The 24,305-nt window shown below is 71.8% G+C and carries 23 protein-coding genes; 10 read left to right on the top strand and 13 right to left on the bottom strand.

Going from position 1 to position 24,305, the window contains the following annotated elements; genetic code table 11:
* Window positions 1-72 precede the first annotated feature (72 nt).
* Window positions 73-882, bottom strand: coding sequence for a hypothetical protein (locus OFY01_RS01360; RefSeq protein ID WP_266595464.1), 810 nt, complete (start codon window positions 880-882; stop codon window positions 73-75).
* 147 nt (window positions 883-1,029) lie between these two features.
* Between OFY01_RS01360 and OFY01_RS01355 the strand changes: the two genes are divergently transcribed.
* From OFY01_RS01355 to OFY01_RS01325, 7 genes are all read left to right on the top strand, one after another.
* Entirely contained in the window at window positions 1,030-1,698 is a 669-nt protein-coding gene (locus tag OFY01_RS01355; RefSeq protein WP_407700257.1) for a phosphatase PAP2 family protein, read from the top strand.
* A 131-nt stretch (window positions 1,699-1,829) separates the two neighbouring features.
* Window positions 1,830-2,759: an HhH-GPD family protein gene (locus tag OFY01_RS01350; protein WP_266595456.1), complete on the top strand. Its 930-nt coding sequence runs from the start codon at window positions 1,830-1,832 to the stop codon at window positions 2,757-2,759.
* 196 nt (window positions 2,760-2,955) lie between these two features.
* Window positions 2,956-3,510, top strand: a complete 555-nt coding sequence (locus tag OFY01_RS01345; RefSeq protein ID WP_266595455.1) for a SigE family RNA polymerase sigma factor — start codon at window positions 2,956-2,958, stop codon at window positions 3,508-3,510.
* Between the two features lie 305 nt (window positions 3,511-3,815).
* Window positions 3,816-4,475, top strand: a complete 660-nt coding sequence (locus tag OFY01_RS01340) for a hypothetical protein (RefSeq protein WP_266595454.1) — start codon at window positions 3,816-3,818, stop codon at window positions 4,473-4,475.
* 18 nt (window positions 4,476-4,493) lie between these two features.
* Window positions 4,494-5,231: a two-component system response regulator CseB gene (gene cseB, locus OFY01_RS01335; protein ID WP_266595452.1), complete on the top strand. Its 738-nt coding sequence runs from the start codon at window positions 4,494-4,496 to the stop codon at window positions 5,229-5,231.
* 22 nt (window positions 5,232-5,253) lie between these two features.
* The gene (cseC, locus tag OFY01_RS01330) at window positions 5,254-6,693 is read left to right on the top strand and encodes a two-component system sensor histidine kinase CseC (protein WP_266595451.1); all 1,440 of its coding nucleotides are present in this window, start codon (window positions 5,254-5,256) and stop codon (window positions 6,691-6,693) included.
* Between the two features lie 55 nt (window positions 6,694-6,748).
* Entirely contained in the window at window positions 6,749-7,504 is a 756-nt protein-coding gene (locus OFY01_RS01325) for an SDR family oxidoreductase (protein ID WP_266595450.1), read from the top strand.
* Window positions 7,505-7,592: 88 nt separating this feature from the next.
* Here OFY01_RS01325 and OFY01_RS01320 read toward each other — a convergent pair whose 3' ends face one another.
* Window positions 7,593-9,200 (bottom strand): MDR family MFS transporter, encoded by a 1,608-nt coding sequence (locus OFY01_RS01320; protein ID WP_266595449.1) that lies wholly within the window; start codon window positions 9,198-9,200, stop codon window positions 7,593-7,595.
* A 145-nt stretch (window positions 9,201-9,345) separates the two neighbouring features.
* On the opposite strand from OFY01_RS01320, the gene OFY01_RS01315 reads away from it, so the two are divergent.
* A complete protein-coding gene (locus OFY01_RS01315) occupies window positions 9,346-9,927 on the top strand; it encodes a TetR/AcrR family transcriptional regulator (protein WP_266595448.1) in 582 nt (193 codons plus the stop codon).
* 36 nt (window positions 9,928-9,963) lie between these two features.
* On the opposite strand, the gene OFY01_RS01310 is transcribed toward OFY01_RS01315, so the two are convergent.
* Window positions 9,964-10,518 carry a M23 family metallopeptidase gene (locus tag OFY01_RS01310; protein ID WP_266595446.1) on the bottom strand — a complete coding sequence of 185 codons (555 nt, stop codon included), beginning with the start codon at window positions 10,516-10,518 and terminating at the stop codon, window positions 9,964-9,966.
* Window positions 10,519-10,827: 309 nt separating this feature from the next.
* Between OFY01_RS01310 and OFY01_RS01305 the strand changes: the two genes are divergently transcribed.
* A complete protein-coding gene (locus OFY01_RS01305; RefSeq protein ID WP_266595444.1) occupies window positions 10,828-13,929 on the top strand; it encodes an NACHT domain-containing protein in 3,102 nt (1,033 codons plus the stop codon).
* Window positions 13,930-14,019: 90 nt separating this feature from the next.
* Here OFY01_RS01305 and OFY01_RS01300 read toward each other — a convergent pair whose 3' ends face one another.
* Complete coding sequence (locus OFY01_RS01300) at window positions 14,020-16,551, bottom strand: ATP-dependent Clp protease ATP-binding subunit (RefSeq protein WP_266595442.1); 2,532 nt, start codon at window positions 16,549-16,551, stop codon at window positions 14,020-14,022.
* Between the two features lie 431 nt (window positions 16,552-16,982).
* On the opposite strand from OFY01_RS01300, the gene OFY01_RS01295 reads away from it, so the two are divergent.
* A complete protein-coding gene (locus OFY01_RS01295; RefSeq protein WP_266595440.1) occupies window positions 16,983-17,732 on the top strand; it encodes an SCO3374 family protein in 750 nt (249 codons plus the stop codon).
* On the opposite strand, the gene OFY01_RS01290 is transcribed toward OFY01_RS01295, so the two are convergent.
* The 9 genes from OFY01_RS01290 to OFY01_RS01250 form a co-directional block, all read right to left on the bottom strand.
* A complete protein-coding gene (locus OFY01_RS01290; protein WP_266595438.1) occupies window positions 17,663-17,995 on the bottom strand; it encodes a histone-like nucleoid-structuring protein Lsr2 in 333 nt (110 codons plus the stop codon). The two genes, OFY01_RS01295 and OFY01_RS01290, sit on opposite strands and share 70 nt — an antisense overlap.
* A gap of 268 nt (window positions 17,996-18,263) precedes the next feature.
* Entirely contained in the window at window positions 18,264-18,824 is a 561-nt protein-coding gene (locus OFY01_RS01285; RefSeq protein ID WP_266595436.1) for an amino-acid N-acetyltransferase, read from the bottom strand.
* Window positions 18,825-18,833: 9 nt separating this feature from the next.
* Complete coding sequence (locus OFY01_RS01280; protein WP_266595435.1) at window positions 18,834-19,313, bottom strand: BlaI/MecI/CopY family transcriptional regulator; 480 nt, start codon at window positions 19,311-19,313, stop codon at window positions 18,834-18,836.
* 171 nt (window positions 19,314-19,484) lie between these two features.
* A complete protein-coding gene (locus OFY01_RS01275) occupies window positions 19,485-19,670 on the bottom strand; it encodes a hypothetical protein (protein ID WP_266595433.1) in 186 nt (61 codons plus the stop codon).
* A 14-nt stretch (window positions 19,671-19,684) separates the two neighbouring features.
* Window positions 19,685-20,275 (bottom strand): hypothetical protein, encoded by a 591-nt coding sequence (locus OFY01_RS01270; RefSeq protein ID WP_266595462.1) that lies wholly within the window; start codon window positions 20,273-20,275, stop codon window positions 19,685-19,687.
* 129 nt (window positions 20,276-20,404) lie between these two features.
* Window positions 20,405-21,202: a type III pantothenate kinase gene (locus tag OFY01_RS01265; RefSeq protein ID WP_266595432.1), complete on the bottom strand. Its 798-nt coding sequence runs from the start codon at window positions 21,200-21,202 to the stop codon at window positions 20,405-20,407.
* Window positions 21,202-22,215, bottom strand: coding sequence for a carboxylating nicotinate-nucleotide diphosphorylase (gene nadC, locus OFY01_RS01260; RefSeq protein WP_266595431.1), 1,014 nt, complete (start codon window positions 22,213-22,215; stop codon window positions 21,202-21,204). The genes OFY01_RS01265 and nadC overlap by 1 nt, the downstream gene beginning before the upstream one ends.
* On the bottom strand, window positions 22,212-23,969 hold the full coding sequence (locus OFY01_RS01255; protein ID WP_266595460.1) for an L-aspartate oxidase: 1,758 nt from the start codon (window positions 23,967-23,969) through the stop codon (window positions 22,212-22,214). The genes nadC and OFY01_RS01255 overlap by 4 nt, the downstream gene beginning before the upstream one ends.
* A gap of 62 nt (window positions 23,970-24,031) precedes the next feature.
* Window positions 24,032-24,305 (bottom strand): pantoate--beta-alanine ligase (locus OFY01_RS01250; RefSeq protein WP_266595429.1); only part of this gene is annotated, 274 nt, incomplete at its 5' end.

Here is a 24,305-nt window from a genome sequence, read left to right as displayed (position 1 = left end):
CGCCTTGCGATCGCACGCACCAGCCACCGCCGGGCCGCCCTTCGGGCGACGACGGGAGTTTGAAGACAGGGCCTAGTCCGCCTTGAGGACGAACGAGGTCTTCACGGCTGCCAGTTGGGGGGCCTTCGCCTCTACCAAGTAGGTGCCCGCGGACGCCTTGCCCGACTTCGGGGTGGCGCACTGAGGGGCGCTCGGTTCGCGGTCCCAGGTCACCGTGCGGGTGACCGAGCCGCCCGCCGGGACGCGCAGCAGGACGCTGGAGGGGTCGGAGGGGCAGTCGTCGGAGGACCAGAACTGCTGGTCGCCGCCGGCCTTCGTGATGGTCAGGACCGCCGCCTTCGGGCCGAGGTCGACCTTGCATGCCTTGTCCGAGGTGTTCTTCGCGGTGAGGATCAGTTTCGGCTCGTCGCCGGGCGCGTACGAGTTGTGGGTGCTGCGTACCGAGAGGGTCACGCCGCCCGCGGTGCAGTCGGGCAGGCTGGAACCGGCCGGGACCTGGTCGCCGGACGACGTGCCGGCACCGCTGCCGCCGCTGCCCGAGCCGTCGCTCTGGTCGCCGCCCGCCGAGTCGTCGGAGCCACCGCCGGAACCCGCGCTGCCGTCGCCGCCCGACCCGTCAGCGCCGCCCGAGCCGGTCGACTCGTCGCGGCCGCCCGGGTGTTGGCTGATCGCGGGGCCCGTTCCCGAAGGTCCTGGCGTGATGGACTTCGTCGGATGCTTGCCACCCGCGCTGTCCGTGCCGCCGTCGCCGCCGGGACCGCCCAGGTTGACGACCCACGCGATCAGCAGCGCGAGCAGCGCCACGACGGCCAGCAGAACGGCCCTCCGACGCCAGTAGATGGAGGAGGGAAGCGGCCCGATCGGATTGCGCAGAGAACCCACGGCCCAAACCTTACGAGAGATCAGGCCGTTGTCCCGCTTCCACCCGCCGCCCGCCCGCAGAGTTTTGCCGATCATCCGACCGACCGTCACGGCCCGCGGTCCGCCCGGCCCGGGCCCGGCCACGTGTCTCGCGCGGCTTCCTGGACCATGGGAACCATGGATTCCGAGCTCTACCGCGCCATCACCGACTTCGCCCATGACACGCCGTCGTGGGTCCAGCACGTGATGGAGGTGTGGACGGAGCTGGGTCTGCTGCTGTTCGCCGTGCTGTTCCTCGTCGCCTGGGGACGGGCACGCCACGGCGACCCGCGCGCGCTGGCCGTGGCGGTGCTCGCGCCGCTCGGCACGGCGGTGGCGTATGTGTGCAGCGAGTTGGTCAAGTCCGGCTTCGACGAGGAGCGGCCCTGCCGCGCGGTCTCCGGGGCCCTGCCGTCACTGGTCGCGTGTCCGCCGCACGGCGACTGGTCGTTCCCGAGCAACCACTCGACGATCGCCGCGGCGGCGGCCGTCGGCCTCGCGCTCGCGTGGCCCACGATCGGGTGGCTGACCGTGCCGATGGCGATCCTGATGGCGTTCTCACGGGTCTACGTGGGCGTGCACTACCCGCACGACGTCGCGACGGGACTGCTGCTCGGCACGGTCGTCGCGCTGCTGTTCGTACGGCTGGCGGCCCGGCCCGCCGAGCGGGTGGCCGAGGCGATGCGCGGATCCGGCAACGGCCTGGCGCGCCGGCTCGCGGGGCCGGGCGGCGGCGCGGTGGCCGGGCAGCGGGCCGCGTACGGCAGCCGTCCACGGAGGGGCGCACACCGGCGCTGAGGGGGCGCGCGACGGAGCCGACCGGCTCCCGCCACCTGGCGGTGTCACGCGGCCACCCGGAGGAGCGCGGGCCCGGCCACGGCGGCGCACAGCCCGGTGGAGAGCGGGTCCGTGGCAGGATCGGCACTGCCATGACTGCTCCCACGAAGACTCCCGAGACTGTCCCCGGTCCGGTTGCCGGGCCCACCCGCACGGACCTCCACGAACCCGTCATCGACTGGTTCACCGAGCACGCCCGCGACCTGCCCTGGCGGCGCCCCGACGCCGGGGCCTGGGGTGTGATGGTGAGCGAGTTCATGCTGCAGCAGACGCCCGTCAGCCGGGTGCTGCCGGTCTACGAACAGTGGCTGGCCCGCTGGCCGCGCCCCGCCGACCTGGCCGCCGAGGCGTCCGGCGAGGCCGTGCGCGCCTGGGGGCGGCTCGGCTATCCGCGGCGCGCGCTGCGGCTGCACGGCGCCGCGGTCGCCATAACGGAGCGGCACGGCGGTGACGTGCCGACCAGCCACGCGCAGCTGCTCGCGCTGCCCGGCATCGGCGAGTACACGGCGGCCGCGGTCGCCTCGTTCGCGTACGGGCAGCGGCACGCCGTGCTCGACACGAACGTGCGACGGGTCTTCGCGCGGGCCGTGACGGGTGTGCAGTACCCGCCGAACGCCACGACCGCCGCCGAGCGCAGGCTCGCCCGCGCGCTGCTGCCGGACGAGGACGGGACGGCCGCGCAGTGGGCCGCCGCCTCGATGGAGCTGGGCGCGCTGGTGTGCACCGCCAAGAACGAGCAGTGCCACCGCTGCCCCGTCGCGGCGCAGTGCGCCTGGCGGCTCGCCGGGAAGCCTCCGCACGAGGGCCCCGCGCGGCGCGGCCAGACGTACGCGGGCACCGACCGGCAGGTGCGCGGCAAGCTGCTCGCGGTGTTGCGGGAGGCGGTGGCGCCGGTGCCGCAGGCGGTGCTCGACCGGGTGTGGGACGAGCCGGTGCAGCGTGCCCGCGCGCTGGACGGGCTGGTCGACGACGGCCTGGTGGAGCCGCTGGCGGGCGGTCTGTACCGGCTCCCGGCGGGCTGACACGCGCCTGTGCACGCCTCCGTGCGCCTCACTCTTACGTCGGCCTTAGGTTCGTTACACAACCGACGGACAGCCGTGCGTTCCTCGCGCGCTGGCCCGGACAGCTCCGTGACAACGCGTCCGTAGCTTTTTCCCATCGCCGCACGAGACCGGTGCGGATGACGGGGAACTGGCAGGAAGCGGGAGGCGGTTGATCGTGGCGCACTCTGGTGAGGTGCTCGAGTTCGAGGAGTACGTCCGTACGCGGCAGGACGCCCTGCTGCGCAGCGCGCGGCGGCTCGTGCCGGACCCGGTCGACGCCCAGGACCTGCTGCAGACCGCGCTCGTGCGGACGTACGGGCGCTGGGACGGTATAGCGGACAAGCGGCTTGCCGACGCGTACCTGCGCCGTGTCATGATCAACACACGGACCGAGTGGTGGCGGGCGCGCAAGCTCGAAGAGGTGCCCACCGAGCAGCTTCCGGAGTCGGCGGTGGACGACGCCAGCGAGCAGCACGCGGACCGTGCGCTGCTCATGGACGTCATGAAGGTGCTGGCTCCCAAGCAGCGCAGTGTCGTGGTGCTGCGACACTGGGAGCAGATGTCCACAGAGGAGACGGCCGCCGCCCTCGGAATGTCGGCCGGAACCGTGAAGAGCACGCTGCACCGGGCCCTTGCCCGGCTCCGTGAGGAGCTGGAGAAGCGGCAGCGCGACGAACTGGTCGCCGGCGCGCTCGACCGTCGTGAGGAGCGGGAGCGTTGCGCGGCCTAGGGGCTGTCCGTTGGGTCAGGCTGGACTCGGCCGACCGTCATGTCCGGTGCCGGCAAGCGGGGTGCGGTGCGTGCGGCCGCACCGGGGAGGAGGGCGCCGACGCGGAGGCGGCGCCTCCGGGCAGGGCCGGGCGGATCACGGTTCGAGATCGAGGGGGCGGCAGCCGGCGACAACGCCGCGGGGGGCGCCTCCACTCCTTCGAGACCGTGGGGGAGTGCGTGCCGGATCCGGCGCCCGCGGTGGGACCCGGCGCCGGCCGGCCCCTGAGGGAGCAGGCCCTGTGGATCCGCAGGATCCGGCGAGTGATGAGGGCGGGGAGTCCGGTGCTGGCCGGGCTCGCCGCCGGCGGGCTTTGTGTCGCGGTTCTGGCGTCCTGCTCCGCGGGCGGCACCGGCGCCCGCGACGAGGGCCCGGCGCACACCGACCCGGTCGGCGCGGCCGCCGTCGGCAGCCCGTCGCCGGTCCCGTCGCCGACGGCGAGCAGCACCGTCGCGCCGGAGCAGGAGACGATCGACGCGGTCGGCCTGGTGAAGCGTGACCCGAAGGTCAGCTCCGACATCAAGCAGAACCTGAAGCCGTGCGTGGCCAGCGAGTACCCGGTCGACGTGAGCTACGGCCGGCTGACCGGTGCGTCCGCGAACGACATCGTGGTGAACGTGATGACCTGCGGTGACGCGGTGGGCATCGGGACGTATGTGTACCGCGACGAGGGCGGTAAGTACCAGAATGTCTTCGAGGACGAGGAGCCCCCGGTCTACGCGGAGATAGACCAGGGCGCTCTGGTGGTCACCAAGCAGGTCTACGAGAAGGGTGACTCGGTCGCCTCTCCCTCGGGCGAGGAGGTCGTCACCTACCGCTGGCGCGGTGGCCACTTCGTCGAGGAGAGCCGCACGCAGACCAACTACAGCCACGCGGTGGGCGGCGGGGCGTCGCCCGCCCCGTCCGTACCCTCGGGCGACGGCTGAGAACGGATCGGAGACCACATGGGCCCCACGGCCGAGCGCAGGGGCGAGCAGACCCACGTGCTGTTCGTCGAGGACGACGACGTCATCCGCGAGGCCACGCAGCTGGCTCTGGAGCGGGACGGTTTCGTGGTGACCGCGATGCCGGACGGTCTCTCGGGCCTTGAGGCGTTCCGCGCGGACCGGCCGGACATCGCCCTGCTCGACGTCATGGTGCCGGGGCTTGACGGGGTGTCGCTGTGCCGTCGCATCCGGGACGAGTCGACGGTTCCGGTGATCATGCTGTCGGCGCGCGCGGACTCGATCGACGTGGTGCTCGGCCTGGAGGCCGGGGCGGACGACTATGTGACCAAGCCGTTCGACGGGGCCGTGCTCGTGGCGCGGATCCGTGCCGTGCTGCGCAGGTTCGGGCACGCCGGTGGCCCGTCGGCGTCCGGGTCGGGTGCCGCGGAGGAGCCTGCCGCTCCGGCCGGCGGTGTCCTTCGCTTCGGTGACCTGGAGATCGACACGGAGGGCATGGAGGTGCGCAGGGCCGGGGCTCCGGTGGCGCTGACGCCGACCGAGATGCGGCTGCTCCTGGAGTTCTCGTCCGCGCCGGGCACCGTGCTCTCCCGCGACAAGCTCCTGGAGCGCGTCTGGGACTACGGCTGGGGCGGCGACACCCGTGTCGTCGACGTCCATGTGCAGCGCCTGCGCACGAAGATCGGCCAGGACCGTATCGAGACGGTCCGTGGCTTCGGCTACAAACTGAAGGCATGAACGGGCCGATGGGGAAGCGGATATGAGGGGGACCGACGACACGCCGTCGTACGTCGGCGTCGCCACGGCGGCCGGCGGCGGCGCGGGGGCCGGCGGCGGCGCGGGGGCCGTCGGCGGCGTGCGTGGCAAGAGGCTGCGGCGTTCGCTGCGCACCGGGGTGCGGTGGAAGATCAGCGTCGCCATCGCGTTGGTCGGCGCGCTCGTCGCGATCGCGCTCAGCCTCGTCGTGCACAACTCGGCCCGCGTCTCGATGCTGGACAACGCGCGGGACGTGCAGGACGAGCGGATCCAGTTCGTGCAGCGTCAGTACGCGGCGCGCGGTGGCAATCTGCCCGTCGGTTTCACGGTCAACGACCCGTCGCTCCCCCACGCCCTGCGGGAGAAGGCCCGGGAGGGCCGCCGCGCCACCTACGTGTCGGAGGGCAGGGACGGCGTGCCCGACATCTGGGCCGCCGTGCCGCTCGGTGACGGCGAGGTCCTCTCCGTGCACACCCGTTTCGCCGACCGCAGCGCCACCGTCATGAAGGATCTCGACAAGGCGCTGCTGATCGGTTCGATCTCGGTCGTCTTCGGCGGCAGCGCGCTCGGCGTGCTCATCGGCGGCCAGCTCTCGCGGCGCCTGCGCAAGGCGGCGAGCGCGGCCCGTGACGTCGCGGAGGGGCAGAGCGACGTCCGCGTACGGGACGCCATCGGCGGGGTCGTGCGGGACGAGACGGACGACCTGGCCCGCGCCGTGGACGCCATGGCGGACGCGTTGCAGGAGCGGGTGGAGGCGGAGCGGCGGGTGACCGCGGACATCGCGCACGAGCTGCGCACCCCGGTCACCGGGTTGCTCACGGCGGCCGAGCTGCTGCCGCCCGGCCGCCCGAGCGAGCTGGTCAAGGACCGCGCGCAGGCGATGCGCACGCTCGTCGAGGACGTACTGGAAGTGGCGCGGCTCGACAGCGCGGCCGAGCGGGCCGAGCTGCAGGACATCATGCTGGGCGAGTTCGTGGAGCGGCGGATCGCGGCCCGCGCCACCGAGGGCGTGAGCGTCCATGTGGTGCACGAGTCGGAGGTGACCACCGACCCGCGCCGCCTGGAGCGCATCCTGTTCAACCTGCTGGCCAACGCCTCCAAGCACGCCCGTCCGCCGATCGAGGTCAGCGTCGAGGGCCGGGTGATAAGGGTGCGCGATCACGGCCCCGGATTCCCCGAGGATCTCCTGGAGGAGGGCCCGAGCCGCTTCCGCACGGGCGCCGCCGACCGCGCGGGCCACGGACACGGTCTCGGCCTGACGATCGCGGCGGGCCAGGCCCGGGTGCTCGGCGCCCGCCTCACGTTCCGCAACGTACGGCCGCCGGGCGCCGACCCCGACACGGCGTCGGAGGGGGCCGTGGCGGTGCTGTGGCTGCCCGAGCACGCCCCGACCAACACGGGCAGCTTCCCGATGCTGCGGCTCTCCGACGACGAGCGGGGCTAGGAGCAAGGGGCAGAGCGGGGGGGGGGAGGCTGTCGCTCCGGGGCAGGGACCCGGCATGGCTACCGCTTCCGAGACTTTCTCGACCATCTCCTCCCCCACGCACGCCGTCGTCATGGGCGGCAGTTCCGGCATCGGTGAGGCGACCGCCGCGCTGTTCGCACGCGGCGGCGCCGAAGTGACCATCACCGGCCGCGACGAGGCCCGCCTCGCGGCGGCGGCCGAGCGGATCGGCGGCAAGACCGGCACCTACCGCATGGACGCCACGGACCAGGCCGACATCGACGCCTTCTTCACCACGGTCGCGCCCATCGACCATCTGATCGTCTCGGTCAGCGGCGCGGCGGGCAGCGGCCCGTTCGAGCAGCTCGAAGTGGCGGAGCTGGCCCGGGGCTTCGACGCCAAGTTCTGGCCCCAGTTGCGCATCCTCAAGTCGGCGCTGCCGCACCTGACCGAGCACGCGTCGGTCACGCTCATCACGGCGGCCTCGGCCGGCTCGGCCTTCCCCGGCACGTCGGGCCTCGCGGCGATCAACGGCGCCCTCAACGCGATGGTGCCGCCGCTCGCGGTCGAGCTGGCCCCGCGCCGGATCAACGCGGTGTCGCCCGGAGTCATCGACACCCCCTGGTGGGACCGGGTCCCGGCCGAGCGGCGCGAGGAGCTGTTCGAGGCGCTGGTGGCGACGACACCGGTGGGCCGGGTCGGCGCCGCCCAGGACGTGGCGCAGGCCATCGTCTCGCTCGCCACCAACGGCTTCATCACGGGTGTGGTCCTGGACTGCACGGGAGGCGCGAACCTGCCGACGGGGCGCTGATCGGGCCCGTACGACGGTGTGAGCAGGCAGGCGAGGCGAGGCGGGCCGGTGGTGACACCGGCCCGCCTGATCCTTCCCCCGGCGCTCGCTACTTCTTCGGCTCCGATCCGCGCAGCGCGACCTCCTTGACGAAGACCGCCCCGACCAGCGCCACGACCGCCACCGCGGACCCGAGCAGGAAGGACGAGTGGGTGCCGGAGGAGACGGCGTACTGGTACGCCTCCCGCGCGGGCGCCGGGAGCTTCGCGAGGCTCGCCGCGTCCAGCTGCGCCGACTTCTCGGTGACCTTCCCGCCGAGCGCCCCGGCCTTCTCGGTCATGACGGCGTTGACCCGGTCGTTGAACAGCACGCCCATGATCGCGACGCCGAAGGAGGAGCCGAGCGTGCGGAACAGGGTCGCGGAGGACGACGCGACACCCATGTCCTTCAGCTCGACGCTGTTCTGCGCGACCAGCATCGTCATCTGCATCAGGCAGCCGAGCCCGGCGCCGAGCACCGCCATGTAGAGGCCGGAGGTGAACCGCGAGGTGCCGGTGTCCATCTGGGCGAGCAGGAACAGTCCGACCGCCATCAGTACGCCGCCGACGATCGGGAAGACCTTGTACCGGCCGGTGGTCGTGGTGACCCGCCCGACGATCAGCGAGACGACCATCATGGCGAGCAGCATCGGCAGGAGCAACAGGCCCGAGTTGGTCGCGGACGCGCCCTGCACCGACTGCTGGTACAGCGGCAGGAAGAGCACCGCGCCGAACATCACGAACCCGGTGACGAAGCCGATCACCGACATGAGGGTGAAGTTGCGGCTGCGGAAGATGTGCAGCGGCAGGATCGGTTCGGCGGCCTTGGTCTGTGCGAACACGAAGCCGACCAGGGACGCGACGCCGATCCCGATCAGCTCCATGATCACGGCGGAGGTCCAGGCGTACTGGCTGCCACCCCATGTGGTCACGAGGACGATCGCGCTGATGCCGACGGTGAGCAGCGCGGCGCCGAGGTAGTCGATCGATCCGGCGGCCCGCTTCTTGGGCAGGTGCAGCACGGCGGTGATGGCGATGAGGGCGACGACGCCGATCGGCAGGTTGATGTAGAAGGACCAGCGCCAGCCCCAGTTGTCCGTGATGGTGCCGCCGACCAGCGGCCCGCCGATCATGGCGATGGCCATGACACCGGCGATCATGCCCTGGTACTTGCCGCGCTCCCGGGGCGGGATCAGGTCACCGATGATGGCCATGACGCCGACCATGAGGCCGCCCGCGCCGAGCCCCTGGACGGCCCGGAACCCGATGAGCTGCCCCATGTTCTGGGCCATGCCGCTGAGCGCGGAGCCGACCAGGAAGATCACGATGGAGGTGAGGAAGGCGCCCTTGCGCCCGTACATGTCGCCGATCTTGCCCCACAGGGGGGTCGAGGCGGCTGTCGCGAGTGTGTAGGCCGTGACCACCCAGGACAGGTGTTCAAGGCCGCCGAGTTCGCCGACGATCGTGGGCATCGCGGTGCCGACGATCATGTTGTCGAGCATCGCGAGCAGCATGGCCAGCATCAGCGCCATCAGTACGACGCGGACGCTGCGCGGCTGCTTCGCCGCCCCGTCCGGCTCCTGGGCCGTCGGCCGCCCGGCGGATCTCCCGGCCGTCCGCCCGGTGGCCGGTGCCGCGACGGTCGCATCGACCGCGTCCTGTGCTGCTGCCTGTGCCATGGTGCCCCACTCCCCCACTGGTCCGGTGAACGGACGGGCTTACTTGCCGCCCGGCTAGTTCCCTACAATGAGAGAAGGTAGGCGCCTACTAGCCGGGCGTCAAGTAAGTTTGGGTCCGACCCCCGAGGGACGCGAGGGACGCGCGATGAGTACGGGCAGCAGCCACAAGCCGGGGCGCCGCGGGGACACCCGCCAGCGCATCCAGGACATCACCCTGGAACTGATCGCCGAGCAGGGTTACGAGAAGACGTCGCTCCGGGAGATCGCCGAGCGGCTCGGCGTCACCAAGGCAGCGCTGTACTACCACTTCAAGACCAAGGAAGACATCCTGGTCAGCCTCTTCCAGGACCTGACGGCGCCGATCGACGAGCTGATCGAGTGGGCCGCGGAGCAGCCGCACACCATGGCGACCAAGCAGGAGATCCTCACCCGCTACGGCACGGCGATGGTCGACGCGGCCCCGCTCTTCCGTTTCATGCAGGAGAACCAGGCGACGGTGCGCGAGCTGAGCATCGGCAACAACGTGAAGGACCGGGCCACGAAGCTCGTCGACTTCCTGCTGCCCGAGGACGCCTCACTGGCCGACCGGGTGCGGTGCTTCAGCGCGCTGATCTCCATGCACGCCGGGATGTTCATGCTCAAGGAGACCGAGGGCGACCCCGAGGAGAAGCGCAGGGCCATCCTCGAGGTCGCCACGGAACTGGTCACCCGGGCCCACGAGCACTGACAGGTGCCGCGGCACGCGGGGCGGGCGCGCGGATCGTCAGACGGTCACGCCGTGCCGCTTGAGGAAGGCGACCGGGTTGACCGCGGAACCGTAGTTCGGGGTCGTACGGATCTCGAAGTGCAGGTGCGGCCCCGTGGAGTTGCCCGTGTTGCCGGACAGCGCGATGTGCTGGCCGGTGGACACGTGCCGGCCGACCTTGACGTCGATCCGCGACAGGTGCGCGTACTGCGAGTACCGGCCGTCGGCGTGCTTGATGACGATGGCGTTGCCGTACGCGGGGCCGTCACCGGCGCCGTTCGGGCCGGCCTTGACGACGGTGCCGCTGTGCACGGCGAGGACGCCGGTACCGGTCGGCACGGCGAAGTCCTGGCCGGAGTGCTTGCCGGAGGCCCACAGGGAGCCGCCCTGCGAGTAGCCCGCGGAGAGCTTGTAACCGGAGGAGACCGGGTCGACCCACGAGGTGGAGCCGCCGGCGGCGGACGCGACCCCGGTACCCAGCACCGCGGACACGCCCAGGCCGGCGGCCACGACGGCGGCGCGCTTGCGGAGCATCGACTTGCCGGAACGGAGGGAGTTGCTGCGCTGGGACATGCGGGAGGACCTCTTCGAACTTGGGGGACGCATGAAAGGACCCGGCACACGTTCGCGTGTCACCGGGTCGGCCATCCCTTGGTAACCCCCGCCCCCACCACCACCCAAACCCCCCACCTACTACACGTACTCGTACATCCCCGTGAAAGCGGACAGAAATCTCCGCAATCCATAGGTCGTGTAACAGGACGCCAACGGCACCCTTAAGCCACTAACCCTGGTAGTAACGGACAAAAGCCCTGTGCGACATGTCACCGCCGGGCACGATCGACGCCCCCTCGAATGTGACCGGCACTACTCTCAACGCCCATGGATCCCGCCACCCTTGGCGCCCGCCTCGCGTCGGCCGCGCTCACCCCCTTACTCCGCAAGATCCTCGTCCAGGAGGGTTCCGGCGCGGGACTCGCCGACCCTCCCGTACGCCTGTCGGGCCGGGTCTCGCTGCGCGGCGAGAAGCGGACGCTGACCGACGCCGACACGCGGCGGCTGGCCCGAGCGCACGTCACGGCGGCCGTGCGCGGCCCCGGCAAGGCGCCGTTCCCGGCCGACGAGACGGAGGCCGTCGTCCTCACGCTGGCCGCGACCCTGCACGCCGCGGGCGACCTCACCATGGACGACGTCCAGGCCGCCCGGCTGGACCCCGCCGCGCTCGCCCGCACCCTGCGCCGCGCGGCCCCCGCGCCCGACGGCCTGTCCGCGGACGCCGTCCACTTTCTCGGCGCGGCCACCGAAGGCGCCTGCCGACACGTCCTGCACTTCTTCAGCCAGCGGTCGACGTTCGTCCCGCGCACCCTGGTCGAGCAGCGGCGCGACCACGATGAACTCAGCCGGAAGACGGACGAGTTGCTGTCCCGCACCCCGCCCACGGGCTCCGCGGACGCCGCCTTCGAGGACCGCTACCTGCGCCACGTCGCCGAACGCCACCGCCACCTCACCATCTACGGCATCGACCTGCGCGACTCCCCCGAACGCTGGCCGCTGGAAGTGGCGTATCTGAGCCTGGAGGCGACGGCGACGGCCGATCAGGTCGTCGACCCGCTCGACCACCTCGACCACGCGGCGCCGCCGTCCGGCCCGGTGCGGCTGCGCGCCGAGGACGCGTTCGAGGGCGGCCACGACCGGGTTCTGCTGCGCGGCGAGGCGGGCTCCGGCAAGACGACCCTCGTGCAGTGGCTCGCCGTGACGGCGGCGGGCGCGGGCGGGACCGTGGGCGAGGGCGGCGATGGCCGGACCGGCGGGCGCATCCCCTTCGTGCTGCCGCTGCGCACCCTCGTACGGGACGGCTCCCTGCCGGGCCCGGGCGACTTCCTGCGTGCCGTGTCCTGCCCGCTGACCGCGCCTGACGGATGGGCCGAGCGGGTCCTGTCCGACTCGCGCGCGCTGATCCTGGTCGACGGCCTCGACGAGATACCCACCGCCGAGCGCCATCGCGTCCGCGACTGGCTGCTCGGCCTCACTGACGCCTTCCCCGGCAACCGCTGGCTGCTGACGTCCCGGCCCACCGCCGTACGCCCCGCCTGGCTCGCCGACAGCGGGTTCCGGGAGGTGCACCTGCCGCCGATGCGGCCCGCCGACGTCGCCACGTTCGTTCGCCGCTGGCACGCCGCCGCACAGGCCGACGCGTACGAAGAACCGCTCCTGGACTCCCTGCGTACGAAACGGGACTTGGCGCGTCTGGCCACCAACCCGCTGATGTGCGGCCTGATCTGCGCGCTTCACCGGGAGCGGCGCGGCTATCTGCCCACCGGACGCAAGGAGTTGTACGACGCCGCCCTGTCGATGCTGCTCACCCGGCGCGACCGGGAGCGCGGCATGTCAGGCGTCGACCTGGACGAGGCGGCCCAGCTGGAGCTCCTCCAGCACCTCGCGTACGCCCTGGTCCTCGGCGGCCGCACCGAGATGAGCCGCGCCGGCGCCGAGTCCCTGCTCGAACGCCGGCTGCCCGCGGTGGCGTCGGCGGCGGCCCTCGGCGACGCGCCGGCCGTCCTGCGTACGCTGCTGCTGCGCAGCGGACTGCTGCGGGAACCGGCGGAAGGCGCGGTCGATTTCGTCCACCGCACCTTCCAGGACTACCTGGCCGCCCGGCACGCCGTGGACGAGGGCCACGCCCTGCCGTTCGTCCAGCGCCTGGCCGACGATCCGCAGGGCGAGGACGCGATCCGGATGGCCGTGGCGCACGCACGGCCCGGCGAACGTGCGACGCTGCTGCGGGAGTTGTTGTCGGGCGGCACCCCACGTCTGACCCTGCTCGCCCTGGCGTGCCTGGAGCACGCGACGGCCCTGGACCCGGCGGTCCGTGCCGAGGTGGAGGAACAGGCCGCCGCGCTGATCCCGCCCCGCACGCCCGACGACGCCAAGGCCCTCGCCGAGGCGGGCCCCCTGGTGCTTGAGCTGCTGCCGGGGCCCGAGGGGCTGAGCGAGGCGGAGGCGCACGGAGTGGCGGTCACGGCGTCGCTCCTCGGCGAGGCGGAGCCGGTCGGCGCGCTGGGGGTGCTGCGGCGTCTGCGCGAGCATCCGTCGCTCGACGTGCGGCGTCAGCTGGTCGGCACGTGGCGGCGGTTCGACGCCGACGAGTACGCGCGTGAGGTGCTCGACCACCTGGACCGCGAGGGGCTCATCCTGAACTGCCACTCGACCGAACAGTATCCGGCGCTGCGGGCGATGCGTCCGTGGCACGACGTGGTGTTCCGCGGGCGGCACGTCCTCGGTGACCTCGCCGGGGCGGTGCCCGATCCCGCGGCCGTGACGTACCTCAGCCTGGAGGACAACCCCCTGGCGGACGACCTGGAGCCGCTCACCGCCTTCCCCGCGCTGAGCAGCATCTGGCTGGGCGGCTGCGAGTACGTCGATGACTTCGGGACGCTCGCCGCGCTGCCCCTCACCCGGCTCGGGATCTCCCTGTGCGGCGGCACGGACGGGCTGACGCGGCTGCGCTCCCTGCGGCGGATCTCGCTCTACGACAGGCTGCCCGGCGCCTCGCTCACCGACAGCCTCCCGGTCGAGGCGCCGCTGGAATTCCTGTTCCTGGGCCGCAAGGCGATCGACGGCACCGGACTGCGCGGCCTGCACCACTGGCCGACCCTGACCACGCTGAGCCTCGGCCCCCTCTCGACCGCGCCGACCGCACACGACTGGCGGTACGTCGCCGAGCTGCCCGCCCTGCGGACCCTCTACCTCAACAGGGTGCTCCTCAGCGACTTCGCCGACTCGGTCGCGGCCCTGCCCGACCTGCCGCGCGTCGAGGAGCTCCGGCTGGCCTCCCTGCGCGGCACCGAGGACGTGGGCGTACTGCCGTCCCGCCTGCCCGGAGTGCGCAGGGTGACCCTCCAGACCTACCCCGGCGCGACCGTCCCGACCGCCCCTTACGCCCGCCTCTTCCCGCACGCCGAGATCGCCGTCGACCAGCGCTAGGGCCTGTCCGGGCGGCACGGAAAACGGGTGGGCCCGCACCGCCCCTCAGGAACGGTGCGGGCCCACCCGCATCGGCTCACCCCGGAGGGGTTACGCCTCCTTGCTCAGGTTCGGGCCGGTCGAGCCGCCCGCCGCCGCGTCCTCGATCGGGGGGACGTCCGGCAGGGCCGACTTCTCCTCGCCGCGGAAGACGAACGTCTGGGACTCGCCCTCGCCCTCCGTGTCGACGACCACGATGTGGCCGGGGCGCAGCTCGCCGAAGAGGATCTTCTCCGACAGGTTGTCCTCGACCTCGCGCTGGATCGTGCGACGCAGCGGACGCGCGCCCAGCACCGGGTCGTAGCCCTTCTTGGCCAGCAGCTCCTTGGCGGACTGCGAGAGCTCGATGCCCATGTCGCGGTCCTTCAGGCGCTCGTCCACCTTCGAGATCATCAGGTCGACGATCTGGAGGATGTCCTGCTGGCTGAGCTGCGGGAAGACGACGATGTCGTCGACGCGGTTGAGGAACTCGGGGCGGAAGTGCTGCTTGAGCTCGTCCGACACCTTGTTCTTCATGCGCTCGTAGTTGGTCTTCGTGTCGCCCTGGGCCGCGAAGCCCAGGTTGAAGCCCTTCGAGATGTCCCGCGTGCCGAGGTTGGTCGTCATGATGATGACCGTGTTCTTGAAGTCCACGACACGGCCCTGGGAGTCGGTCAGGCGACCGTCCTCCAGGATCTGCAGCAGGCTGTTGAAGATGTCCGGGTGGGCCTTCTCCACCTCGTCGAAGAGGACGACGGAGAACGGCTTGCGGCGGACCTTCTCGGTCAGCTGGCCGCCCTCTTCGTAGCCCACGTAGCCGGGGGGCGAGCCGAAGAGACGCGAGACCGTGTGCTTCTCGCTGAACTCCGACATGTCGAGGGAGATCAGCGCGTCCTCGTCGCCGAAGAGGAACTCGGCCAGGGCCTTCGAGAGCTCCGTCTTACCGACACCGGACGGGCCGGCGAAGATGAACGAGCCACCGGGGCGCTTGGGGTCCTTCAGACCGGCGCGCGTACGGCGGATCGCCTTCGAGAGCGCCTTGACGGCGTCCGTCTGGCCGATGACGCGCTTGTGGAGTTCGTCCTCCATGCGCAGCAGGCGGCTCGACTCCTCCTCGGTCAGCTTGAAGACCGGGATGCCGGTGGCGGTCGCGAGGACCTCGGCGATCAGCTCGCCGTCGACCTCGGCGACGACGTCCATGTCGCCGGCCTTCCATTCCTTCTCGCGCTTGGCCTTGGCGGCGAGGAGCTGCTTCTCCTTGTCGCGCAGCGAGGCCGCCTTCTCGAAGTCCTGGGAGTCGATGGCCGACTCCTTGTCGCGGCGCACGCCGGCGATCTTCTCGTCGAACTCGCGCAGGTCCGGCGGCGCGGTCATCCGGCGGATGCGCATCCGGGAACCGGCCTCGTCGATCAGGTCGATCGCCTTGTCCGGCAGGTAGCGGTCCGAGATGTAGCGGTCGGCGAGCGTCGCGGCCTGGACCAGCGCCTCGTCCGTGATGGAGACGCGGTGGTGGGCCTCGTAGCGGTCGCGCAGACCCTTGAGGATCTCGATGGTGTGCGGCAGCGACGGCTCCGCGACCTGGATGGGCTGGAAGCGGCGCTCAAGGGCCGCGTCCTTCTCCAGGTGCTTGCGGTACTCGTCGAGCGTGGTGGCACCGATGGTCTGGAGCTCACCGCGGGCCAGCATCGGCTTGAGGATGCTCGCCGCGTCGATGGCGCCCTCGGCGGCGCCCGCACCGACCAGCGTGTGCAGCTCGTCGATGAACAGGATGATGTCGCCGCGGGTGCGGATCTCCTTGAGGACCTTCTTCAGGCGCTCCTCGAAGTCACCCCGGTAGCGGGAGCCGGCGACCAGCGCGCCGAGGTCCAGCGTGTAGAGGTGCTTGTCCTTGAGCGTCTCGGGGACCTCGCCCTTGACGATCGCCTGGGCAAGGCCCTCGACGACCGCCGTCTTGCCGACACCGGGCTCACCGATCAGGACCGGGTTGTTCTTGGTGCGGCGCGACAGGACCTGCATGACGCGCTCGATCTCCTTCTCGCGCCCGATGACCGGGTCGAGCTTGGACTCACGAGCGGCCTGCGTCAGGTTGCGGCCGAACTGGTCGAGCACCAGGGACGTGGAGGGCGTGCCCTCGGCAGGACCGCCGGCGGTGGCGGTCTCCTTGCCCTGGTAACCGGAGAGCAGCTGGATGACCTGCTGCCGCACCCGGTTGAGGTCTGCGCCCAGCTTGACCAGGACCTGGGCGGCGACGCCCTCGCCCTCACGGATCAGGCCGAGCAGGATGTGCTCCGTGCCGATGTAGTTGTGGCCCAGCTGAAGGGCCTCGCGGAGCGACAGCTCCAGGACCTTCTTGGCACGGGGGGTGAAGGGGATGTGACCGGACGGGGCCTGCTGGCCCTGGCCGATGATCTCCTCCACCTGCTGGCGGACCGCCTCGAGCGAAATCCCGAGGCTCTCCAGGGCCTTAGCGGCGACACCCTCACCCTCGTGGATCAGGCCCAGGAGGATGTGCTCGGTGCCGATGTAGTTGTGGTTGAGCATCCGGGCTTCTTCCTGAGCCAGGACGACAACCCGCCGCGCGCGGTCGGTGAACCTCTCGAACATCGTTAATCGCTCCTCAGAGCGGTCAGGCAGTTAGGGGTCGGTCCCCTCCCTGTCCTTCCGCAGCTTAGTCCCGCAAGCGGGGACCGCTCATTCCATCTGCCGACACCCGTTCATGGCCTCCTGCCCCGCAGCGCCGACAACTGCTCCAACTCGATGGTGCGAGACGATGTTCCCGCAGGCCAGGCAGATACCCTCACCATCACTACGCCGATGGCGAACGTGGGCCGCCCGTCCCGCACGTGTCGCCCCTCCCACTAGGGATGTCTTACCCGCACGGACTGACACTCCATGCGGCGCGCGCCGGTTCCCTCCGCTACGGGCGAACACCCTTGCGCCACCGAACACCCCCGTACGCCCCCATTACGGACACCCAGCGCGATCACCTCACGACGCTGCGTAACCCGAGCGGGGCCGAGGCGGTTGCTCCTGGCATGGTCCCCACCACAGGCACCACACTCTCCGCGTCCTTTCCCGCGCCCCGGCGTCCGCTCGAAGCCGCCGGGGACGTCACCGGCCCCGATCCGGTCCGGCAGTGGTACGAGCGTGAGCTCGGCTGGGCGGTGCGGCGGGGCCCGGACGGGCCGCTGCTGCCCACGGGGCTGGGCTTCGACGTCCTGGAGCTGCCGGCCGACGCGGGGTTCGGGATGCTCCGCAGGCTCGACCCGCGCTCCCCGGTGGCGCTGTCCGGGGAAACGATGCAGCTCCTCGTGGCGGCGGGCAGCGCGGACGAGCTGCCGGGGCTGCTCGAGTGGCTGGAGTGGGGCTCGCTGCCCCAGGACCTCGTCGCCGTCGGGGCGGGTGGCTCCATCGGGGCGCCGACGCCCCCGGGGATGACGGGCCCGCAGGAGGCCGCCGTGTGGGTGCGGCCCCCCGAGCCCGGTCGCGAGACCGAGCCGGTGCTCGCGGAGCTCCGTTCGCCGACGGCCGCGCCGACGGGTCCGGCGGCGTCGGCCGCCTCGGCCTGGTCGGCCGCGGGGGGCGGTGGGGGCGCCCCCGATCTCGTACGACTCGTGGACATGGCGGCAACGCAGTGCCACCGGGCCCGGCTTCGCCGCGCCTGTGCGCAGCGGAGCACGTCGAGCGGTCGGACGAGCGGTCAGGCGTCGACCGGTCAGCCGTTGGCCTTCTCGTACTCCTCGCGGATCGTCGCGGGGACGCGGCCGCGGTCGTTGACCTCGTAACCGTTCTCCTTCGCCCAGGCGCGGATCTTCGCCGTGTCCTGGCCGGAGCCGGTCGAAGCGGTGCGGCTCTTGCCGCGCGTGCCGCGGCCCCCGGTGCGACGGCCCTTGGCCACGAACTGCTCCAGGGCACCCCGCAGCTTGTCGGCGTTCTTGGTGCTGAGGTCGATCTCGTAGGTCTTACCGTCGAGCGCGAACGTCACGGTCTCGTCGGCCTCGCCACCGTCGAGGTCGTCGACAAGAAGGACCTGAACCTTCTGTGCCACGGGATTTCCTTTCATCCATATCCGAAGGGCCGACTGCCCGCCCGCTTCCGCGGCCGTTGTTTCGCCGTCCCCTTGTTATATGCAGTACAGCAGTACGCCGGAAAGCAAACCGCTTTTGCCGGGAAAACACAAACCCCTGACTGAGATCGGGCGGGATCCCGGAGTTGTACGCTGCCCGCGCGGCCCTAAAACATGCGCGTATCGGACATAGGGCACCGGGGTGCGGGCGCGGGGCCGGAATACGGCGGGGTCATACCGAGGGCGGCGATCACAGATGCAGAAGCATCCGGCTGTTGCCCAAGGTGTTCGGTTTCACTCGTTCGAGGCCCAGGAACTCCGCGACGCCCTCGTCATAGGAACGCAGCAGCTCGCTGTAGACATCGGTGTCGACCGTATCGGCCGGTGTCTCCCCGATCTCCACGAAGCCGTGCTTGGCGAAGAACGCGACTTCGAAGGTGAGGCAGAAAACCCTTCGAACGCCGATCCAGCGAGCGGTCTGCAACAGCTTCTGCAGGATGAGGTGGCCCACGCCCGCCCCCTTGACCTGCGGGTTCACCGCGAGCGTGCGGACCTCCGCGAGGTCTTCCCACATGATGTGGAGTGCGCCGCAGCCGACCACCTCGGCGTTGTCGTCGCGCTCGGCGACCCAGAACTCCTGGATGTCCTCGTAAAGCGTGACGGTGGCTTTGTCGAGCAGGATCCGGCGCCGGCTGTACTCGTCGAGGAGCCGTCGCACCGCCGGGACATCGGCGGTACGCGCCCGGCGGACGGTGACCGCATTACCGGTCGATTCGGGCCTTGTCTCGACTTCGGGGTGCTCGGCTGGCATGAGCGGACGCTATCGCCCTGGTTCGCCGTCCGCTTCCGCGGGGCCGCCCGCTTCCGCCGAGCCGTCCGCTCCCGCGGGGCCGGGCGGGACTTCGGTGGTCGGGACTTCGGACGCCGGTTCCTGGTCCGCTTCCGGCTGGACGATGCGCATGGCGTCGCGGAGCGCCTCGCGCTGCTGGGGCGACATCATGCCGAAGAACGCGACGAGCGCGGCGGCGGGGTTGTCGCTCTGCCCCCATGCCTCGTGCATCAGCGCGGCCGAGTAGGCGGCGCGGGTGGAGACGGCCTCATATCGATAGGCCCGGCCTTCCGCCTCGCGGCGCACCCAGCCCTTCTGGTGGAGATTGTCCAATACGGTCATGACCGTCGTGTACGCGATGGACCGTTCCTGCTGGAGGTCCTCCAGGACTTCCCGCACCGTGACCGGGCGGTTCCACTTCCACACCCGTGTCATCACGGCGTCTTCGAGTTCTCCCAGAGGACGTGGCACAAGAACACAATAGTGGGAGAAGTCTTAAATTCCTCCGCAGGCACGGCGAACAATGACGAACAGTGCCGGACAGCACTGGACAGTGCCAAACAGTGGCGAAGGGTGACAAAAGGGGCGCCGCATGGGCGCCCCTGTCCGAACGTGGCGTCGGCGCGGCCGGGCGAGGGCCGGTCAGGCTCCGGCGTCCTGCAGGCCGGTGCTCTGCCGGGTGGCCTCGGCGCGCGAGAGGATCGCGTCGACGGCCGCGTCCTCCTTGGCCTTCTTGTCGCCGCCCTGGGACTTCACGATCGTCACGATCAGGCGGGTGAAGAACGCGGCCATCACTACCGGGGGCACGAGCGCGGAGACGTAGTCCATGCCTCCCAGAGTAACTATCCGGCGGCCAGTTCCTTCGGCGGGGCCGTCGGCCGGGCGGGCGGCTGGGCGGGCGGCTGGGCCGGTCGCCGCTTGGGCGGGAAGACCTCGCCCGGAGTGGGGACCGGGCGGGGCGGCCGAGCCGGCTGGGGCTTGGCCGGCTTCTTGTCGTCGCCCTCCCGGCCGCCGGGCAGGGCGAAGAGGTGGGAGCGGGAGGCCGGGACGCGTGGGCGGTGGCGGGCCGCGAGCCGCTCCCGGACGTCCCGTTCGGCCAGGGCGCGGCAGCGGTCGAGCAGGGCGGCCGCGGTGCGGTTGCCCCGCAGGGCGCGCAGGGCGGCGAGGTCGTCGACGCCCGGGGTGTGGCCCGCCGCGAGAGCTTCCTGGAGGAGGCTCAGATAGCCGGTGACGGTGCCGGGCAGGGCGGCGCGGTACCGGTCGAGGTCGGCGAGGAGAAAGGCCCGCAGACGGGCGCTCTCCCGCTCGGTCTCGTCGACCTGGTCCGCGAGTCGCAGACACTCCCGGACGTCCTTGTCCGAGGCGGGGCTTGGGTGGAGGGCGAGGGCGAGGGCGCGTCGGAGCACACGCAGCTCTTCCGCACCGAACGCCATACCGCCGCGGTTTCCGTAGGGCGTGGGCATGATCCGACCATACGGCTGATTACGGACAAATCTGCTTAACCGGCAATGTGTGGGCGTGGCTGATCACCCCGTGGACGGTCGCCGGTCACCCGTGCGCGGTCACAGACGGCTGACGTTGCGCTCGTACACGAGCCGCAGCCCGATCAGCGTCAGCCACGGCTCGTGCTCGTCGATGGCCTCGGCCTCGCCGAGGACCATCGGCGCGAGCCCGCCCGTCGCGATGACGGTCACGTCCTCCGGGTCGTCAGCCAGCTCCCTGGCCATCCGGTTCACCACGCCGTCGACCTGGCCCGCGAACCCGTAGACGATGCCCGACTGCATCGCCTCGACCGTGTTCTTGCCGATGACGCTGCGCGGACGGGCCAGCTCGATCTTGCGGAGCTGGGCGCCGCGCATGCCGAGCGCCTCGACGGAGATCTCGATGCCGGGGGCGATCACACCGCCCGCGTACTCGCCCCGCGCGGAGACCGCGTCGAACGTCGTGGCCGTGCCGAAGTCGACGACGACCGCGGGGCCGCCGTAGAGCTCGACGGCGGCGACCGCGTTGATGATGCGGTCGGCGCCGACCTCCTTGGGGTTGTCCATGAGGATCGGCACGCCGGTCTTGATGCCCGGCTCGACCAGGACCGCCGGCACGTCGCCGTAGTAGCGGCGGGTGACCTCGCGCAGCTCGTGCAGGACCGAGGGGACGGTCGAGCAGATGGCGATGCCGTCGATGCCGTCGCCCAGCTCGTCGCCGAGCAGCGGGTGCATGCCCATCAGGCCCTGGAGCAGGACGGCGAGTTCGTCGGCCGTCCTGCGCGCGTCCGTGGAGATGCGCCAGTGCTCGACGATCTCCTCGCCGTCGAACAGGCCGAGGACGGTGTGGGTGTTGCCGACGTCGATGGTGAGCAGCATCAGACGTCTGCCTCTCGCAGGTCGAGACCGATGTCGAAGGTCGGCGCGGAGTGCGTCAGGGCTCCCACGGCGAGGTAGTCGACGCCCGTCTTCGCGTACGTGGCCGCGTTCTCCAGGGTGAGACGGCCGGAGGACTCCAGGAGGGCGCGGCCGTGCGTGAGGGCGACGGCCTCCTCGGTCTCGCCGGGCGTGAAGTTGTCCAGGAGGACCAGGTCGGCGCCCGCGTCGAGGACCTCGCGCAGCTGGTGCAGCGTGTCCACCTCGACCTCGACGGCCAGACCGGGGAACCGCTCGCGCACCGCCTTGAACGCCTGGGCCACGCCGCCCGCGGCGACCACGTGGTTGTCCTTGACCAGGGCGGCGTCCGACAGGGACATGCGGTGGTTGACGCCGCCGCCCATGCGGACCGCGTACTTCTCCAGGGAGCGCAGGCCCGGCGTCGTCTTGCGGGTGTCGCGGACCTTCGCGTTCGTGCCCTCCAGAGCGTCCGCCCACGCGCGCGTGGCCGTCGCGATGCCCGACAGGCGGCACAGGATGTTGAGCGCGCTGCGCTCGGCCGTGAGCAGGTCGCGGGTGCGGGTGGTGACCGAGAGCAGCTTCTGGCCGGCCGTGACGCGGTCGCCGTCCTCGACGTGCCGCTCGACCTCGAACTCGTCGGTGGCGACGACGGAGACGATCGCCTCGGCGACGCGCAGGCCCGCCACGACGCCGTTCTCACGGGCCGTGAAGTCCGCGGTGGCGACGGCGTCCTCGGGGATCGTGGCGACCGTCGTCACGTCCACGCCGCCGTCGAGGTCCTCGGCGATCGCCATGTGCGCGATGTCCTCGATCTCGACCGGGTCGAGGCCCGCGTCGGTCAGGAGCCGCGCGAGCGACGGATCGAGACCGCACTCCATGACGTCGGTGACTCCGGCGGCGTCGGCGGACGGGTCCTGCGCGCAGCCGCAGTGGTCGCCGCAGGCGCCGCTGTCGGCGGCCGGGGGAAGATCGGGGGTGGCGCTCACGTCGGTCACTGCTCCTGAAGGGTCGTTGCCGTCGGGGGGAAGTCTGCGGTGGATGTGGTGTGCGTGGCCAGAGTGCCGTCCGGGTCGAGCCGTACGACGATGTGGCGGCGCCAGTCGGTGTCGTCGCGGTCGGCGTGGTCCTCGCGCCAGTGGCAGCCGCGGGTCTCCTCGCGGCGGCGGGCGGCGGCGACCAGGGCGCGCGCCACGCACAGCAGGTTGGTGGCCTCCCAGGTGTCGACACCCGGCTCGGCCGTCTTGCCGTTCTCCGCGAGGGCCTCGGTGGCCTCGGCGTGGATGCGGTCGAGCCGCGCGGCGGCCTCGGCGAGCGAGTCGGCCGAGCGGAGCACGCCCGCGCCCTGGCTCATCACGCTCTGGATCGCGAACCGGGCCTGCGGCTCCAGCAGCGGGTGCTCCGGCGTCTGCGGGTGCGCGACGGGCGCGGGCACGCGCGCGGGCAGCCCGCCGGCGGCGTGCCGCGCGGTGATGTCGGCGGCGATCCGCTCGGCGTAGACCAGGCCCTCGAGCAGCGAGTTGGAGGCGAGCCGGTTGGCGCCGTGCACGCCCGTGCAGGCGACCTCGCCGCACGCGTACAGGCCCGGCACCGTGGTGCGGCCGTGCAGGTCGGTGCGGACGCCGCCGGAGGCGTAGTGGGCGGCCGGGGCGATGGGAATGGGCTCGGTGACCGGGTCGATGCCGTGGGCGCGGCAGGCGGCGAGGATGGTCGGGAAACGGTGCTCCCACATGTCGGCGCCGAAGTGCCGGGCGTCCAGGTACATGTTCTCGGCGCCCTGCTCCTGCATGCGGAGCGTGATGCCCTTGGCGACGATGTCGCGGGGCGCCAGCTCGGCGAGCTCGTGCCGGCCCACCATGAAGCGCACGCCGTCCGCGTCCACCACGTGCGCGCCCTCGCCGCGCACGGCCTCGGAGACGAGCGGCTGCTGGCCCTCGGCGTCGGCGCCCAGGAAGAGCACGGTGGGGTGGAACTGGACGAACTCCAGGTCGCTGACCTCCGCGCCCGCGCGCAGGGCGAGCGCGACGCCGTCCCCGGTGGACACGTGCGGGTTGGTGGTCGCCGAGAAGACCTGGCCCATACCGCCGGTGGCGAGGACGACGGCCGGGGCGAGGACCGCGCCGACGCCGTCGTGCTGCCCCTCCCCCATGACGTGCAGGGTGACGCCCGCCGTGTGACCGTCCGCGTCCGTCAGCAGGTCGAGGACCAGGGCGTTCTCGATCGTCTCGATGCCCCGCGCGCGGGCCGCCTCGACGAGCGCGCGCGAGACCTCGGCGCCGGTGGCGTCGCCGCCCGCGTGGATGATGCGGTGGCGGTGGTGGCCGCCCTCGCGGGTCAGCTGGAGTGCCCCGTCCTCGGCGGCGTCGAAGTGGGCGCCGGTGTCGATGAGGCGGCGTACGGCGCCGGGTCCCTCGGTGACGAGGGTGCGTACGGCGTTCTCGTCGCACAGCCCGACGCCCGCGACCAGGGTGTCGTCCAGGTGCTGCTCGGGGGTGTCGCCCTCGTCGAGCGCGGCGGCGATGCCGCCCTGCGCCCAGCGGGTGGAGCCGTCGTCGAGGCGGGCCTTGGTGACGACGACGGTGGTCAGGCCCGCGGCCTGGCAGCGCAGGGCGGCGGTCAGGCCCGCGACGCCGGAACCGACGACCACGACGTCGGCGGAGATGGACCAGCCGGGGGCGGGCGCGTGGAGACGGAGGGGGCCGGTGCGGGGCGCCGCCGGTCGAGGACGGTGGTGGGCGACGGGCGGGCGTATGCCGGCGCCGGTTCCGGTACCGGCGCCTGCGGCGGCTCCGGTCGCTGCTGAGGATGCGGTGGTCACGGTCGGACTCCGAACGTCAGGGGCAGATTGTCGATGAGCCGCGTGGTGCCCACCCGCGCGGCGACGGCAAGGACGGCCTCACCCTCGAAGTCGTCCGTCACATCGGTGAAGTCGGCGGGGTCGACCAGCGCCACGTAGTCGAGCTCGACCGGGGGTCGCAGCCGCGCGGCCTCGTCGAGGACCTGGCGGGCCGCGGCGAGGACGGCCGCGGGGCCGCCCGCCGACACGGCGGCCATGGCGTGCGCGGTCTGCGACTGCTCCAGCCGGGTG

The organism is Streptomyces beihaiensis (assembly GCF_026274175.1).
GTDB classification, from domain to species: Bacteria; Actinomycetota; Actinomycetes; order Streptomycetales; family Streptomycetaceae; genus Streptomyces; species Streptomyces beihaiensis.
Note: the sequence above shows the minus strand (reverse complement) of the source record. Positions and strands in the feature narration are given on the sequence as shown.

What these genes read in the sequence shown, in the direction of transcription:
- OFY01_RS01355 (WP_407700257.1), top strand. Translation starts at nt 1,030, where the DNA reads ATGGGAACCATGGATTCCGAGCTCTACCGCGCCATCACCGACTTCGCC.
- OFY01_RS01350 (WP_266595456.1), top strand. Translation starts at nt 1,830, where the DNA reads ATGACTGCTCCCACGAAGACTCCCGAGACTGTCCCCGGTCCGGTTGCC.
- OFY01_RS01340 (WP_266595454.1), top strand. Translation starts at nt 3,816, where the DNA reads ATGAGGGCGGGGAGTCCGGTGCTGGCCGGGCTCGCCGCCGGCGGGCTT.
- cseB (WP_266595452.1), top strand. Translation starts at nt 4,494, where the DNA reads ATGGGCCCCACGGCCGAGCGCAGGGGCGAGCAGACCCACGTGCTGTTC.
- cseC (WP_266595451.1), top strand. Translation starts at nt 5,254, where the DNA reads ATGAGGGGGACCGACGACACGCCGTCGTACGTCGGCGTCGCCACGGCG.
- OFY01_RS01325 (WP_266595450.1), top strand. Translation starts at nt 6,749, where the DNA reads ATGGCTACCGCTTCCGAGACTTTCTCGACCATCTCCTCCCCCACGCAC.
- OFY01_RS01320 (WP_266595449.1), bottom strand. Translation starts at nt 9,200, where the DNA reads ATGGCACAGGCAGCAGCACAGGACGCGGTCGATGCGACCGTCGCGGCA.
- OFY01_RS01315 (WP_266595448.1), top strand. Translation starts at nt 9,346, where the DNA reads ATGAGTACGGGCAGCAGCCACAAGCCGGGGCGCCGCGGGGACACCCGC.
- OFY01_RS01310 (WP_266595446.1), bottom strand. Translation starts at nt 10,518, where the DNA reads ATGTCCCAGCGCAGCAACTCCCTCCGTTCCGGCAAGTCGATGCTCCGC.
- OFY01_RS01305 (WP_266595444.1), top strand. Translation starts at nt 10,828, where the DNA reads ATGGATCCCGCCACCCTTGGCGCCCGCCTCGCGTCGGCCGCGCTCACC.
- OFY01_RS01300 (WP_266595442.1), bottom strand. Translation starts at nt 16,551, where the DNA reads ATGTTCGAGAGGTTCACCGACCGCGCGCGGCGGGTTGTCGTCCTGGCT.
- OFY01_RS01295 (WP_266595440.1), top strand. Translation starts at nt 16,983, where the DNA reads ATGGTCCCCACCACAGGCACCACACTCTCCGCGTCCTTTCCCGCGCCC.
- OFY01_RS01285 (WP_266595436.1), bottom strand. Translation starts at nt 18,824, where the DNA reads ATGCCAGCCGAGCACCCCGAAGTCGAGACAAGGCCCGAATCGACCGGT.
- OFY01_RS01275 (WP_266595433.1), bottom strand. Translation starts at nt 19,670, where the DNA reads ATGGACTACGTCTCCGCGCTCGTGCCCCCGGTAGTGATGGCCGCGTTC.
- OFY01_RS01270 (WP_266595462.1), bottom strand. Translation starts at nt 20,275, where the DNA reads ATGGCGTTCGGTGCGGAAGAGCTGCGTGTGCTCCGACGCGCCCTCGCC.
- OFY01_RS01265 (WP_266595432.1), bottom strand. Translation starts at nt 21,202, where the DNA reads ATGCTGCTCACCATCGACGTCGGCAACACCCACACCGTCCTCGGCCTG.